The sequence below is a fragment of the Streptomyces sp. NPDC048671 genome, assembly GCF_055587045.1.
This window is the reverse complement of sequence record NZ_JBVJHB010000001.1, coordinates 924,795-939,860: the sequence shown is the minus strand read 5'-3', so window position 1 is coordinate 939,860 and position 15,066 is coordinate 924,795. Positions and strand designations below refer to the sequence as shown.

11 protein-coding genes are annotated in these 15,066 nt (G+C 72.0%); 8 read left to right on the top strand and 3 right to left on the bottom strand.

Going from position 1 to position 15,066, the window contains the following annotated elements:
* Nucleotides 1–107: 107 nt before the first annotated feature.
* From ACZ6S6_RS04305 to hemW, 3 genes are all read left to right on the top strand, one after another.
* Complete coding sequence (locus ACZ6S6_RS04305) at nucleotides 108–1,997, top strand: AMP-dependent synthetase/ligase (RefSeq protein ID WP_362962606.1); 1,890 nt, start codon at nucleotides 108–110, stop codon at nucleotides 1,995–1,997.
* A gap of 251 nt (nucleotides 1,998–2,248) precedes the next feature.
* Entirely contained in the window at nucleotides 2,249–4,168 is a 1,920-nt protein-coding gene (locus ACZ6S6_RS04300) for an ATP-binding SpoIIE family protein phosphatase (RefSeq protein WP_362962689.1), read from the top strand.
* Between the two features lie 61 nt (nucleotides 4,169–4,229).
* Nucleotides 4,230–5,471, top strand: a complete 1,242-nt coding sequence (gene hemW / locus ACZ6S6_RS04295; protein ID WP_363072510.1) for a radical SAM family heme chaperone HemW — start codon at nucleotides 4,230–4,232, stop codon at nucleotides 5,469–5,471.
* Nucleotides 5,472–5,501: 30 nt separating this feature from the next.
* Here hemW and ACZ6S6_RS04290 read toward each other — a convergent pair whose 3' ends face one another.
* The 3 genes from ACZ6S6_RS04290 to ACZ6S6_RS04280 all read right to left on the bottom strand — a co-directional run bounded on the left by ACZ6S6_RS04290 (nucleotide 5,502) and on the right by ACZ6S6_RS04280 (nucleotide 10,093).
* Nucleotides 5,502–8,378, bottom strand: coding sequence for an ABC transporter substrate-binding protein (locus ACZ6S6_RS04290; protein WP_469703771.1), 2,877 nt, complete (start codon nucleotides 8,376–8,378; stop codon nucleotides 5,502–5,504).
* 116 nt (nucleotides 8,379–8,494) lie between these two features.
* A complete protein-coding gene (locus ACZ6S6_RS04285) occupies nucleotides 8,495–9,313 on the bottom strand; it encodes a DUF3097 domain-containing protein (protein ID WP_469703768.1) in 819 nt (272 codons plus the stop codon).
* 60 nt (nucleotides 9,314–9,373) lie between these two features.
* Nucleotides 9,374–10,093: an MBL fold metallo-hydrolase gene (locus tag ACZ6S6_RS04280; protein ID WP_469703766.1), complete on the bottom strand. Its 720-nt coding sequence runs from the start codon at nucleotides 10,091–10,093 to the stop codon at nucleotides 9,374–9,376.
* Between the two features lie 185 nt (nucleotides 10,094–10,278).
* On the opposite strand from ACZ6S6_RS04280, the gene hrcA reads away from it, so the two are divergent.
* From hrcA to ACZ6S6_RS04255, 5 genes are all read left to right on the top strand, one after another.
* Nucleotides 10,279–11,295 carry a heat-inducible transcriptional repressor HrcA gene (gene hrcA, locus ACZ6S6_RS04275; protein WP_362962691.1) on the top strand — a complete coding sequence of 339 codons (1,017 nt, stop codon included), beginning with the start codon at nucleotides 10,279–10,281 and terminating at the stop codon, nucleotides 11,293–11,295.
* Nucleotides 11,296–12,432, top strand: coding sequence for a molecular chaperone DnaJ (gene dnaJ, locus ACZ6S6_RS04270; protein ID WP_024495128.1), 1,137 nt, complete (start codon nucleotides 11,296–11,298; stop codon nucleotides 12,430–12,432).
* 114 nt (nucleotides 12,433–12,546) lie between these two features.
* Complete coding sequence (locus ACZ6S6_RS04265; protein WP_362962617.1) at nucleotides 12,547–13,620, top strand: nitronate monooxygenase; 1,074 nt, start codon at nucleotides 12,547–12,549, stop codon at nucleotides 13,618–13,620.
* Nucleotides 13,617–14,363 (top strand): 16S rRNA (uracil(1498)-N(3))-methyltransferase, encoded by a 747-nt coding sequence (locus ACZ6S6_RS04260; RefSeq protein ID WP_362962619.1) that lies wholly within the window; start codon nucleotides 13,617–13,619, stop codon nucleotides 14,361–14,363. The genes ACZ6S6_RS04265 and ACZ6S6_RS04260 overlap by 4 nt, the downstream gene beginning before the upstream one ends.
* Before the next feature lie 133 nt (nucleotides 14,364–14,496).
* Complete coding sequence (locus tag ACZ6S6_RS04255; RefSeq protein WP_469703762.1) at nucleotides 14,497–14,991, top strand: hypothetical protein; 495 nt, start codon at nucleotides 14,497–14,499, stop codon at nucleotides 14,989–14,991.
* The last annotated feature ends 75 nt before the right edge of the window (nucleotides 14,992–15,066 follow it).

Genomic DNA, 15,066 nt, shown 5'->3' with positions numbered 1-15,066 from the left:
GTTACTCATGAGTTAAACAAGCGGGACCAAGCACCCAGACACGCGCGGCGAGCAAGCCGCGAACCAGCAGCCGGTCGTGAAGCACTGCCGTAGGCCCGGAGGATGTCGTGAGCGACACACAGACCATGATCGAGAACCGTCCGCCGTCCGTGGCGACCCTCTTCATCGACCGGGTGGCCGCCACCCCGGACGCGGAGGCCTACCGCTACCCCGTCCCCGCGGCCGGCGGCCAGGGCGCCGACGAGTGGAAGTCGCTCAGCTGGGCGCAGGCCGCCGAGCGGGTGTACGCCATCGGGGCCGGGCTGATCTCGCTGGGGGTGCGGCCGGAGGAGCGCATCGCGCTCGCCGCCAGTACCCGGGTCGAGTGGATCCTCGTCGACCTCGGCGTCATGTGCGCGGGCGCCGCGACCACCACGATCTACCCCTCGACCAACGCCGAGGAGTCGGCGTTCATCCTCTCCGACTCCGACAGCCGGGTCCTGATCGCCGAGGACGCCGGACAGCTGGCCAAGGCCCGTGAGCGCCGCGCCGAGCTGCCGGACCTCGCCCATGTCGTCGTCATCGACGCCGAGGGCGCCGGACCCGCCGAGGGCGACCCCGAGGGCTGGGTCCTCACGCTGGCCGACCTGGAGGCCCTGGGCACCGAGCACCTGGCGAAGAACCCGGCCGCGATCACCGAGCGGGTCGACGCCATCACCCCCGGACAGCTCGCGACCCTCATCTACACCTCGGGCACCACCGGCCGCCCCAAGGGCGTACGGCTGCCGCACGACAACTGGTCGTACATGGCCAAGGCCACCGTCTCCACCGGGCTGATCAACAAGGACGACGTCCAGTACCTCTGGCTGCCGCTCGCGCACGTCTTCGGCAAGGTCCTCACCTCCGGCCAGATCGAGGTGGGACACGTCACCGCCGTCGACGGCCGGGTCGACAAGATCATCGAGAACCTGCCGATCGTCCAGCCGACGTACATGGCCGCCGTCCCCCGTATCTTCGAGAAGGTCTACAACGGCGTCGCGGCCAAGGCCCGCGCCGGTGGTGCGGCCAAGTACAAGATCTTCCAGTGGGCGGCAGAGGTCGCCCGCGAGTACGCGAAGGTCTCCCAGGACAACTTCCGGCGCACCGGCACCGCCTCCGTGCCCTTCGCGCTCGGCGCCAAGCACAAGGTCGCCGACACCCTCGTCTTCGCGAAGATCCGCGAGGCATTCGGCGGCCGGCTCCGCGCCTGCGTCTCCGGCTCCGCGGCCCTCGCACCCGACATCGGCTTCTTCTTCGCGGGCGCCGGAATCCACATTCTGGAGGGCTACGGCCTCACCGAGACCAGCGCCGCCTCCTTCGTCAACCCGGGCGAGGCCTACCGCACCGGCACGGTCGGCAAGCCGCTCCCCGGCACCGAGGTACGGATCGCGGACGACGGCGAGATCATGCTGCGCGGCCCCGGTCTGATGGAGGGCTACCAGGGGCTGCCGGAGAAGACCGCCGAGGTGCTGGAGGCCGACGGCTGGTTCCACACCGGCGACATCGGCGAACTGTCCGTGGACGGCTATCTGCGGATCACCGACCGCAAGAAGGACCTGATCAAGACGTCCGGCGGCAAGTACATCGCCCCGGCCGAGGTCGAGGGCCAGTTCAAGGCGGTCTGCCCGTTCGTCTCCAACATCCTGGTGCACGGCGCGGACCGTAACTTCTGCACCGCGCTGATCGCCCTCGACGAGCCGACCATCCTCGGCTGGGCCGCCGAGAACGGCATGGAAGGCAAGTCGTACGCGGACGTCGTGGCCTCCCCGCGGACCGTCGAGCTCATCGACGGCTACGTGAAGCGCCTCAACGAGGGGCTCCAGCGCTGGCAGACCATCAAGAAGTTCCGGCTGCTCCCGCGCGACCTCGACATCGAGCACGGCGAGGTGACGCCCAGCCTCAAGCTGAAGCGGCCGGTCGTCGAGCGCGCCTACAAGAACCTGATCGAGGACATGTACGCGGGCTCCCGCGAGGCGTGACGGCGGCCCGCCGGCCCGCTCCGGCCGGCCGGCCCCCGCGTTCCGGCGCGGGGGCCGGGCCGTCGTCCCCGCGCCCGTTCCGGCGCCCGCTTCTCTCCGTACTTCTCCGCTCACTTCGGTAACTCGACGCGTATGGGCTGGGCCGATCTGTCACTCTGTCCCTGTCATCAGTGGGCCAGGAACGAGAACAGGCAGAACGAGAACAGGCAGAGCGAGAACAGGTCAGGAGCAGCCCTGTGGGGTCCATTCCCTTGCAGCGGGACATCGTGCAGCGTCCCGGAACCAGTGTCGCGTCCACGGGCACCCAGCCGGCCGCCCGCACGAGCCTGCCCGGGAACCTGCTCGCGCCCGCCGCGGCCCGGCGGTTCGTCGCGGCCGCGCTCGCCGAGTGGAGCGGGCTCGGCCTGCCCGCGGCCGTGGGGTTCAGCGACCGGCTCTCCGACGACGCGGCGGTGATCGTCAGCGAACTGGTCACCAATGCCGTCGTGCACGCCGGGACCAACGTCGAGCTGCTCTTCCGGCTGGAGGAGGCGACGGAGGACGAGGCGTCGGCGCTGGTGCTGGAGGTCTCCGACCACCATCCGGCCCGCGCCGTGCGCAGCGACGGCAGCGAGAACGGCGCCGCACCGGGCAACGCGGCCGGTCCGGGAGAGCCCGCCGAGTACGGGCGCGGACTGGAACTCGTCGCCACCCTCTCCGAACGCTGGGGCATCACCTACCGCACCGGCCTCAAGACCGTCTGGGCCCGGCTCCCCGTCGACGACTGGAACCCCTTCACCGACGCCCGCGCGGAACCCGGCTTCCAGCACGGGCTGCGCGCGGCCGAGCTCCTCGCCCCCACCGCCCGGCGCGCCCTGCGGGACGACGCGGACTGGGCCGGGCGCGGCGCGCTCTCGTTCCTCGCCGAGGCCTCCGACCTGCTGGCCGGACAGCTCGACGAGGACATCGTGGCCGCGCTCGCCGGACAGTTACTGGTACCCAGGCTCGCCGACTGGTGCGCGATCTGGCTGGAGCCGGAGAGCGGCGGCAGGGCGGCCGTCCCTCGGCTCGCCAAGGTGTGGCACATCGACGAGACCCGCACGGACCCGTTGCGCGAGGTGCTGGAGGGGGACCCGCTCCGGCTCCCCGAGCGCGTCGGCACCGGACCCGTCTCGATTCCGTGGCCCGGCAGCGCGGAGGACGGGGAGAAGGACGGGGAGAAGCCGGACGGGAGCGAGGGCGTCGCGCTCGCGTACCGGATCACCTCGGGCGGCCGCACCCTCGGCGCCGTGCTCGTCGGCCGCGAGGGCATCGCCCGCGTCCCCGACGAGGTGACGGCCCTGATAGAGGACTTCGTACGCAGGGTCGGCCTCGCCGTGGGCGCGGCCCGCGCCTACACTCGGCAGGCCACCATCAGCCGCATCCTCCAGCGCGGACTGCTGCCCAGCAAGGTCGCGGACATACCGGGCGTCGCCAGTTCACTGGTGTACGAACCCAGCGACGACGGAGTGGTCGGCGGTGACTTCTACGACATCTTCCCGTGCCCGAACGACCGCTGGTGCTTCGTCCTCGGCGACGTCCAGGGCAGCGGCCCCGAGGCCGCCGTCGTCACCGGCCTCGCCCGCCCCTGGCTGCGGCTGCTGGCCCGTGAGGGCTTCCAGGTCGGAGAGGTCCTGGTCCGGCTCAACCGGCTGCTCCTCGACGACGCGATGGAGGCCGCCGAGGCGGCCGCGCTGATGGTCGCCGCCGCGGGCGGCCAGCAGTCGGCGGAGAGCGGACCCCGGTTCCTCTCCCTGCTGTACGGGGAGCTCGTGCCGCTGCCCGACGGCGGCGCGCGCTGCACCCTGGCCAGCGCGGGCCACCCGCTGCCGCTGCTGCTGCGCCCCGACGGCACGGTGCGGATCGCCGCCGAACCGCAGCTGCTGCTCGGTGTCGTCGACGACGCCACGTACGAGAGCCAGAGCTTCGACCTGGCCCCCGGCGACAGCCTGCTGTGCGTCACCGACGGGGTGACCGAGCGACGCTCCGGCCCGGTGATGTTCGATGACGACGACGGCCTGGCGCAGGCGCTGGCCGACTGCACCGGGCTGAGCGCCGAGGGGATCGCGGACCGGATCAACCAGGCGGTGCACGCCTTCGCCGAGCGCCCGCCGGACGACGACCTGGCGCTGCTGGTCCTCCAGGCCCTGTAGCGCCCGCGGGGCGTGCGGCCGGAATCCGGGGTGGCGTCCGGTTGCCGGGCGGCGCGCGACAATGGACGGTATGCCTTCCGTACTGCCCGATGGTGAGCCCGTGCCCGACGACGGGGCGCTGCCCCGCCATGCCCTGGAAGGCGCCGCAGGGCGGCCGCTCGGCTTCTACCTGCATGTGCCGTACTGCGCGACCCGCTGCGGCTACTGCGACTTCAACACCTACACCGCGACCGAGCTGCGCGGCTCCGGGGGTGCGCTGGCCTCCCGGGACAACTACGCCTCCCATCTGATCGGCGAGGTCCGCCAGGCCCGCAAGGTCCTCGGGGACGACCCCCGGCCGGTCCGTACGGTCTTCGTCGGCGGCGGTACGCCGACCCTGCTGGCCGCCGCCGACCTCGTCGCCATGCTGGCCGCGATCCGGGAGGAGTTCGGGCTCGCGGACGACGCCGAGATCACCACCGAGGCCAACCCGGAGTCGGTCGGCCCGGCGTACCTGGCCGAGCTGCGCGAGGGCGGCTTCAACCGGATCTCCTTCGGGATGCAGAGCGCCCGGCAGCACGTACTGAAGATCCTCGACCGCACGCACACCCCCGGCCGGCCCGAGGCCTGTGTCGCCGAGGCGCGGGCGGCCGGCTTCGACCACGTCAACCTCGACCTGATCTACGGCACTCCGGGCGAGTCCGACGACGACTGGCGGGCCTCGCTGGACGCGGCGATCGGCGCCGGACCCGACCACGTGTCCGCGTACGCCCTGATCGTCGAGGAGGGCACCCAGCTGGCCCGCCGGATCAAGCGCGGCGAGATCCCGATGACGGACGACGACGCGCACGCCGACCGCTATCTGATCGCGGACGAGGCGATGGCCGCGGCGGGCTTCTCCTGGTACGAGGTGTCGAACTGGTCCCGGACGCCCGAGGGCCGCTGCCTGCACAACGAGCTGTACTGGCGCGGCGCCGACTGGTGGGGTGCCGGACCCGGCGCGCACAGCCACGTCGGCGGCGTGCGCTGGTGGAACGTGAAGCACCCGGGGGCGTACGCGCAGGCGCTGGCCGAGGGGCGCTCGCCGGGGGCGGGACGCGAGATCCTCTCCGCGGAGGACCGCCGCGTCGAGCGCATCCTGCTGGAGCTGCGGCTCTCCGACGGCTGCCCGCTGTCCCTGCTCGCCCCGGCCGGGCTCACGGCGGCCCGGCGGGCCGTGGACGACGGTCTGCTGGAGTCCGGGCCGTTCGGCGACGGCCGGGCCGTGCTGACCCTGCGGGGGCGGCTGCTGGCCGACGCCGTGGTGCGCGACCTGGTGGACTGAGAACAGGACCGGGGGCGGACAGCAGGCGGCTCACCCCACCGGGCAGCCGGCGGGGGTGACCTTGTGCGCCCCGGCCGGCCGGCCGCAGATGATCCTGCTGTGGATCCGGCCGTCCGGATATGTGATCTCGACGACGTCGAGACCGTGGCCGGACTGGGCCTCGTACGGGATGAAGCCGCGGAACGTGATCGTGCCGGTGGGCATCGACTGCAGGTTCACCGCGTACAGGTTCGCCCACGTCTCGGCGGCGCTGTTCACCTTGTCGCCGTGGCTGGCGGCGTCGTACAGGGCGCTCGTCGCACTGTACGAGATGACCGACTGCCCGCTGGCGAACAGGCCGTCCTGATAGGGCTTGGAGGCCGGCAGCCGCGGCAGCTCGCCGCCCGCGGGCAGCAGGCCCTCCAGCGTCTGGTGCGACTCCGGGTAGAAGCCGTCGGCCCGGCCGCGGCTCATCGGGGCGAGCGCCGTGTGGTACAGCGTGACGTCCTGCGCGAGATCCGTGCTCTCGTCGAACCGCGCCTTGGTCAGGTCGTCGCCGGTGAAGACCGTGATCGGCTTTCCCGCGCAGCGCTGGGCGAGCCGGCCCATCAGATTGTTGACGTCCTCGACCCGGCCGGCGAAGTACAGGGCGTCCGTTGCCGGGTCCGCCTCGCAGATCTTCTGGACCGGCTCGTCGAGATCGGCGCTGTTGCGGCGGCCGAGGCTGTACTCCAACGGGTCGGACAGCTTGAACCCGGCCTTCTTCAGCATGGCGCTGCCCACCTTGCGCTGCTCCACCGTGTAGCGGTCCTTGTCGTTGTTGCCCAGCAGCCGGGAGAGCACGCGGGCCCGTGGCTTCGCGGACTTCCCGGCCGCCTGCCCCGCCACCTGCCCGGCCACCAGGGCCAGCGCGTCCGCCTGCTCCTCGTCGGTCGCCGCGATGCCGAAGTAGTTCGAGTAGTCCTTCGCCAGATAGCCGCCGGAGTTGGTCGTGTCCACCACCGGGAGACCGGCCTTCTGAAGCAGCCCGGTGGCCCGGGGACTGTCGGTGGTGTCGCGCCCGAGCCCGACCACACCGACGACCGTACGGTCCTTCCGGGCCACCTCGATGATCTTCTTCACCGCCGGTATCTGCTGGAGCATGTCCTGCCCGCCGTTGGCGGTCAGCACCTTGAGCTTGACGGAGAAGCGCAGCTTGTTGGTGTGGTGCTGGTACAGATACACGCCCGTCAGCTCCTCCAGGGCCTTACGGGTGCCCTCCGGGGACGTGGCGGTGAACGGGCCCGCGTAGATGACGGTGACGTAGTCGTCCCCGGGCATGATGGCGGCGTTCTCCCGCGCCACCGCCCGCTCGATCCGGTCGAAGGTGACGCCCTTGCCGGAGCCGTCCAGCGACAGCTCGTTGCCCGACGCGAAACGCACCCGCGTGGTCGTCGACACGCCTATGCACTCCTTCGGCCCGCCGTCCGGACCCACGAGCTTCACCGAGTCCGTGTTCACGTCGGTGAGCGGACCGTGGCAGTACCGGTCCGCCAGCCGGCTGCTCACCAGGAAGGTCGCCAGCAGTGCGCCGACCAGGACGCACGCCACGGTCGTACGCGACATCACCCACCAGACCCACGTCCTGCGCACGCGCGTCGTGACCAGCTGCGCGTGCGCGTGCTCATGGGTCAGCTGCTCGGTCGAGAGCGGCAGCCGCAGCACCCAGGCGAGCGTGGCGGCGGCCGTCGGGGACTGGCCGATGCTGAGATGGCTGATCCAGTTGTCGTAACGGGCCCGCGCCGCGCCGGTGTGCGTGGGCAGCGGCTCGGCGGGCAGCGGCGGGGTGTGCCGCAGTATCTCGGCGGCCGGCAGCGAGGCCAGGAGCAGCAGCGGATCCACCTCGCTGCGCCGGGAGCGGACGTTGTTGATGGCGTTGATCAGCTGGATGCCGCCGTTGCTCTGGCAGGCGGTGGGGAGGAACACCACCGGCGGCACGGTGCGCTTCCCGCGCCGCCAGTCCAGCGCGTGGGGGCGGTAGTTGTTCCGCAGGTCCTCCAGCAGCGCCTGGACCCGCAGCTCCAGATGGAACTGGCGGGACTGCTCGTCGCCCGCCGCCGCGTCCGCCACCCGCCCGGCGACCACCGCGGCCCGGACCCGGATGACCCGCCACGACCCGCTGGGCGAGAACCGGGACCAGCCGTCGGACGGGTATCCGGTGCCGGCCGCGGCCAGCGAGGACGTGGTGGCGAACCATCTGCTGGCCCGCCGCAGCCACAGCAGCGGCGGCGCCGACGTCGTCACCAGCCGGACGACCGCGAGGCCCAGCACCGCGCCCACGGCCACCAGCGTGGTGGGCACCCAGCCGATCTCGCCGAGCAGCACACCGAGCACCGCGATGACGACGGCCCCGAGGAACGTCTCCGGCCGCACCGACTCCCTGAACGCGCCCAGCCAGTTGCGCGGGCCCCGCCGGCTGACCCGCCAGCGCAGCGTGCTCAGCTGCTCCAGGATCCGTTCGTCGCGGTCATCGGGTGAGCCGCCCGGGTCCGGCTCCCGGACCACGTCCGCGGTGGCCTGCTCGATGGCGCCGAGCAGCCGCGAGCGGGGAAAGACGAAGGGCTTGTACTGCGAGCTGCTCCGGGTCTCCCACGGCTTCTCGGTCAGCGTGCGGACCATGTCGAGCGCTGCCTCGTACGGCGTCTCGCCACGGCCGTCGAGCAGTTTCAGCGGCACGCGGCGCAGCTGGTTGGCGTGGTGGATCCGGCGCACGATCTGTTCGACCCTGGCGTCCACGGTGGCCGGGACGTCCGCGTCGGCGGCCTGGAGGACCACCAGCGGCATCACCGGCCGGTTGTCCCGGTAGCGGTCGATGAGCTGCTGCACGAAGTGGAAGACGGCCGAGGCCGCCTCGTTGTCCGCACTGTCCCGCCATACCTCGCGCACCATCGCCCCGTGCCTTCCCTCGCGAAAAGAGCCAGGAACCACTCAATAACCGATGATGCGCGTGGTGCGCAGGCAATGGTGGGGATCAGCCCGGGATTGGCGGGAAGACCCGCCGGACATCAGGCGGGAAGCGTGACGAAATCAATCAATTCCTCTACGCGGCCCAGGAGTTCGGGCTCCAGGTCCCGGTAGGAGTGGACCGAGGACAGAATCCGCTGCCAGGCCGCACCGGTGTTTTCCGGCCACCCCAGCGAACGGCACACGCCGGTCTTCCAGTCCTGGCCGCGCGGCACCACCGGCCAGCCGCCGATTCCCACGGACGACGGCTTCACCGCCTCCCACACGTCGATGTACGGATGACCGACCACCAGGACGTTCCCGTCCGAGATCTGTGCCGCGATGCGGGACTCCTTGGAACCCGGCACCAGATGGTCGACCAGCACGCCGAGGCGCGCGTCCGGGCCCGGCGAGAACTCGCGCACGATCGCCGGCAGGTCGTCGATGCCCTCCAGGTACTCGACGACCACGCCCTCGATCCGGAGGTCGTCGCCCCAGACCCGCTCGACCAGCTCCGCGTCGTGCCGGCCCTCCACGTAGATCCGCCCGGCCCGCGCCACCCGCGCCCGCGCTCCGGGGACCGCCACCGAGCCGGAGGCCGTACGGGCGGGCCGGACGGGGCCGCCGGCCGACGGCCGTACCAGCGTCACCACCCGGCCCTCCAGCAGGAAGCCGCGCGGCTCCATCGGGAAGACCCGGTGCTTGCCGAACCGGTCCTCCAGGGTCACCGCCGGGCCCGCGGCCGTCTTCTCGCAGCGGATCACCGCACCGCAGAAGCCGGTGACGGCCTCCTCCACGACCAGATCCGGATCGGCGGGCACCTCGGGGGCGGGGGCGGACTTCTTCCACGGCGGGGTCAGGTCCGGCTGATAGCTGCGCATCGCACGACGATAGGACGGCCCGGCCTCACGACACGCCGGAGGGGGCGCCGCCCGTGCCGTTCAGGCCGCGAAGAGCCCGGCCAACGCGTCGCGCTGCGCCCGGACGAACGCGGCGTCCACCACCGCTCCGTGCCCGGGTACGTACACCGCGTCCTCGCCGCCCAGTGCCAGCAGCCGGTCCAGCGCGGCCGGCCAGCGGGAGACGACCGCGTCCGGCCCCGCCTGCGGTTCACCGGACTCCTCGACCAGGTCGCCGCAGAGGACGACCGCGGGCGAGCCGGGCACCAGCACCGCCAGATCGTGGCCGGTGTGCCCAGGGCCCACGTCGGCCAGCAGCACCTGACGGCCGCCGCCGAGGTCGAGCGTCCACTCCCCGTACACCTGGTGGTGCGGGGCCACCAGCACGTCCACGGCCTCCGCCGCGTCGTGTTCGGACACCCCGTGCGCGACCGCGGAGCGGTGCAGGCCGTCGGCCCCGGCCCGCAGCAGGTCCGTCAGACCGGCCGCCCCGTACACCCGGGCCCCGGCGAAGGCGGCCGTGCCCAGCACGTGGTCGAAGTGCGGATGGCTCAGTGCGATATGTGTCACCCTCCGCCCGAGCAGCCGCTCGGCCCCGGTCCGCAGTTCGACGCCCTCCCGGAGCGTCGAACCCGTGTCGTAGAGAAGCGCCCCGCCCGCTCCGACCACCAGTGCGACCGTCGCGTCCCAGCCGGGCAGCCGCCGCCGGCCCACTCCGTCACCCAACCGCTCCCAGCCGAACTCTTCCCAAGCGACGTCCATACGACGACGCTATCGGCAACGACCTGCGCGGTCTCGGGGTAGCGTGGCCGGTCGCCCTTGCTAGGGGCCCACCCCGTCGCCGTACACTGACCGGGGAATTGCTGGCACTCGAACGGACAGAGTGCCAGGAGAAGTCCCGGGAACGACCCGAGATCGACCGAGGTAGACAGCTGGAGGTGTGCGCGATGCTCAGCGAACGCAGACTCGAAGTGCTGCGCGCCATCGTCCAGGACTATGTCGGCACCGAGGAGCCCGTCGGCTCCAAGGCGCTCACGGAGCGGCACAAGCTGGGGGTCTCCCCGGCCACCGTCCGCAACGACATGGCGGTGCTGGAGGACGAGGGCTTCATCGCCCAGCCCCACACCAGCGCGGGACGCATCCCTACGGACAAGGGCTACCGGCTCTTCGTCGACCGGCTCGCGGGCGTCAAGCCCCTGTCGTCGCCGGAACGCCGGGCCATTCAGAATTTCCTCGACGGCGCGGTCGACCTCGACGATGTCGTGGGACGTACCGTACGGCTGCTCGCGCAGCTGACCCGGCAGGTCGCCGTCGTGCAGTACCCCTCGCTGACCCGCTCGACGGTGCGGCACGTGGAACTGCTCCTGCTGGCCCCCGCCCGGCTGATGCTCGTGCTGATCACGGACACCGGCCGGGTCGAACAGCGGCTGGTCGACTGCCAGACGCCGTTCGGTGAGACCGCTCTCGCCGATCTGCGGGCCCGGCTCAACAGCCGGGTGGTGGGACGCCGTTTCGCGGACGTCCCGCAACTGGTGCAGGACCTGCCGGAATCCTTCGAGAGCGAGGACCGGACGACCGTGTCCACCGTGCTCTCGATCCTGCTCGAAACCCTCGTCGAGGAGACGGAGGAGCGGCTGATGATCGGCGGCACCTCCAACCTCACCCGCTTCGGGCACGACTTCCCTGTGATGATCCGGCCGGTGCTGGAGGCATTGGAGGAGCAGGTCGTACTGCTGAAGCTGCTCGGCGAGGCAACGGACTCGGGCATGACCGTACGAATCGGGCACGAGAACGCCCATGAGGGCCTCAACTCCACGTCCGTCGTCGCGGTCGGCTACGGTTCGGGCGACGAAGCAGTCGCCAAACTCGGCGTGGTCGGACCGACCCGCATGGACTACCCCGGAACGATGGGAGCGGTACGCGCAGTGGCACGTTACGTCGGACAGATCCTGGCGGAGTCGTAGGTGGCCACGGACTACTACGCCGTACTCGGCGTGCGCCGCGACGCTTCCCAGGACGAGATCAAGAAGGCCTTCCGGCGGCTCGCACGCGAGCTGCACCCGGATGTGAACCCCGACCCGAAGACCCAGGAGCGGTTCAAGGAGATCAACGCCGCTTACGAGGTGCTGTCGGACGCCCAGAAGAAGCAGGTCTACGACCTCGGCGGCGACCCGCTGTCCGCCTCCGGCGGAGGTGGCGCGGGCGGCTTCGGACAGGGCGGCTTCGGCAACTTCTCCGACATCATGGACGCGTTCTTCGGCACGGCGTCGCAGCGCGGACCCCGTTCGCGCACCCGGCGCGGCCAGGACGCCATGATCCGGCTGGAGATCGACCTCTCCGAGGCGGCCTTCGGCACGACCAAGGACATCCAGGTCGACACGGCCGTCGTCTGCACGACGTGCAGCGGAGAGGGCGCCGCACCCGGCACCTCGGCCCAGACCTGTGACATGTGCCGCGGCCGCGGCGAGGTCTCCCAGGTCACCCGGTCGTTCCTCGGCCAGGTCATGACCTCGCGGCCCTGCCCGCAGTGCCAGGGCTTCGGCACGGTCGTGCCGACCCCCTGCCCGGAGTGCGCCGGCGACGGCCGCATCCGCTCGCGGCGCACCCTCACCGTGAAGATCCCCGCGGGTGTCGACAACGGCACCCGCATCCAGCTCGCGGGCGAGGGCGAGGTCGGCCCCGGCGGCGGCCCGGCCGGTGATCTCTACGTCGAGATCCACGAGCTGCCGCACGCGGTGTTCCAGCGGCGCGGCGACGATCTGCACTGCACGGTCACCCTCCCCATGACGGCGGCGGCCATCGGCACCAAGGTGCCGCTGGAGACGCTCGACGGCCTGGAGGAGGTCGACATCAGGCCGGGCACCCAGTCCGGCCAGTCCGTCCCGCTGCACGGGCGCGGCATCACCCACCTGCGGGGCGGCGGCCGCGGCGACCTGATCGTGCACGTCGAGGTCATGACCCCGACGAAGATGGACCCCGAACAGGAACGCCTCCTGCGGGAGCTGGCGAAACTGCGCGGCGAGGAGCGGCCCACCGGCCAGTTCCAGCCCGGTCAGCAGGGCCTGTTCTCCCGGCTGAAGGACGCGTTCAACGGGCGCTAGTCCCACGCTTCGACACCGTACGGGCCCGGATTTCCGGGCCCGTACGGCATTGCGGACATAACGTGGCCACGGGGTGCGCATCACGGGACAGGAAGGACATGACACCATGCCGTCATGCCATCCGCGTTGACCGATCTCTGCCGGTATCCGATCGTGCAGGCCCCGATGGCGGGCGGCGTCTCCTGCCCGCAGCTCGTCGCCGCCGTGGCCGAGTCGGGCGGACTCGGCTTCCTGGCCGCCGGGTACAAGACCGCGGACGGCATGTACAACGACATCAAGCAGGTCCGCGGACTGACCGGCCAGCCCTTCGGCGTCAACCTCTTCATGCCGCAGCCCAATCTCGCCGACCCGAGCGCCGTCGAGGTGTACCGGCACCAGCTCGCGGGCGAGGCCACCTGGTACGAGACCCCGCTCGGTGAGACCGACTCCGGCGGCGACGACGGCTACGAGGCCAAGCTCGCCATCCTGCTGGAGGACCCGGTCCCGGTCGTCTCCTTCACCTTCGGCTGCCCGACCCGCGACACCCTCGACGCGTTCGCCGCGGTGGGCACGTACACCGTCGTGACGGTCACCACGCCCGAGGAGGCCCAGGCCGCGCAGTGGGCGGGCGCCGACGCGGTCTGCGCCCAGGGCGTCGAGGCGGGCGGCCACCAGTCCACCCACCGCGACGACCCGCAGGCCGACGGCGTCGGGACCGGGCTGCTCAGCCTGGTCGCCCAGGTGCGCGAGACCGTGCAGATCCCGGTCATCGCCGCCGGCGGGCTCATGCGCGGCTCCCAGATCGCCGCCGTGCTCGCGGCGGGGGCCGATGCCGGGCAGCTCGGCACCGCCTTCCTCATCTGCCCCGAGTCCGGCGCCCATCTGCTGCACAAGCAGGCCCTGACCAATCCGCTGTTCGTCCGCACCACCCTGACCCGCGCCTTCTCCGGGCGCCCGGCCCGCGGCCTGGTCAACCGCTTCGTACGCGAGCACGGGCCGTACGCCCCCGCCGCCTACCCGCAGATCCACCAGCTGACCGCACCGCTGCGCAAGGCGGCGGCCAAGGCCGGGGACGCGCAGGGCATGGCGCTCTGGGCGGGCCAGGGACACCGGATGGCACGCGAGCTGACGGCCGGCCGGCTCGTCGCGCTGCTCGCCGAGGAAATCGACGCCGCACGGGCGGCAGTGAGCACAAGGAGCACGCAGTGACGGCACCCGTCTTCGTCGTCGAACAGATGCCCACGGGCCCGGGGTTCGTCCTGGAGGGGCCGGAGGGACGGCACGCCGTCTCGGTGAGACGTCTGCGCGCCGGTGAGGACGTCGTCCTGACGGACGGCCGGGGCCGCTGGGCGCAAGGTGTGGTGACGGCCGCCGAGGGCAAGGACCGGCTGGTGCTCACCGGTCTGGACCCCGTCCACGAGGAACCCCGCCCCGGCGCCCGCATCACCGTCGTCCAGGCCCTGCCCAAGGGTGACCGCGGCGAGCTCGCCGTCGAGACGATGACGGAGACCGGCGTCGACGCGATCGTGCCGTGGCAGGCCGGGCGCTGCATCACCCAGTGGAAGGGCGACCGGGGCCTGAAGGCCCTGACGAAATGGCGCGGCACGGCCCGCGAGGCCGGCAAGCAGTCGCGCCGGGTGCGGTTCCCGGAGGTGGCGGACGCGATGACGACCAAGCAGGTCGCCGCACTTCTGGCCGCAGCCGACTTCGCGGCCGTACTGCACGAGGACCGCGGGTACGACAGCGAACCGCTGGCCACCGTCGCCCTGCCCGAAGCGGGCGAGATCGTGCTGGTCGTCGGCCCGGAGGGCGGCGTCTCGCCCGACGAGCTGGCCGCGTTCGCCGCTGCCGGGGCCCGGACCTGCCGGCTCGGACCGACCGTACTGCGCACCTCGACGGCGGGCACCGCGGCGACGGCCCTGCTGCTGGGGCGCACCGGCCGATGGTCATGAATCGGGCCGTTTCCCGGAACCTTGGCCGGTTCTGGCCGCAATCCGTCTACCGCACCGTCAGGAGCGGTGGGAAGCTGCCCGTATGGGGACATCAAGGGCATGGCGCAATCGAAGGATCCGTCGTTTTCCGGCCGTGATCTGCCTGGCGGGCGCGGTCGTCGCCGGACTGACGGCCTGCGATCCGGTCGACGGCCTGAACTCCGCGTCCATCGCCGTGACGACCGACCGGACCGCCACCCGCGCGCTGGAGCACGAAGGGGTGAACGTGCAGTGGCTGAGCTGCACGGCACGGACCGCCGGCGGGGGCGCGAGCGCCGCCTCCCGGACCGGTCCGTCCACCGCCGTCAGCCGGGTCGCCGACGTCGAATGCAACGGACGCACCAAGGACGGCGAGGACATCAGCCTCGCCGGCAAGGTCGACCGCGAGGTCAAGGGCCAGTGCGTCAGCGGTGACATGACCGCGAAGGCGGGCGGGAAGACCGTCTTCCGCGCCACGATGCTCGGCAACTGCGACGCCGCGCCCTCACCCTCCGAGCCGCCCAGGGCCCCGGCGGGCGGCAGCGGGGGAGGCGCCCGGCCGACCGCGACCGTCACGGTCACCGTGACCGCCTACCCCCAGGGCAAGTGAGGGTGCGGGGCGTCGCGGGCCGGGCGGGACTTCTCGGACACGGGCCGCGTCGTACTCCGGCCAACCCCGTTTCCC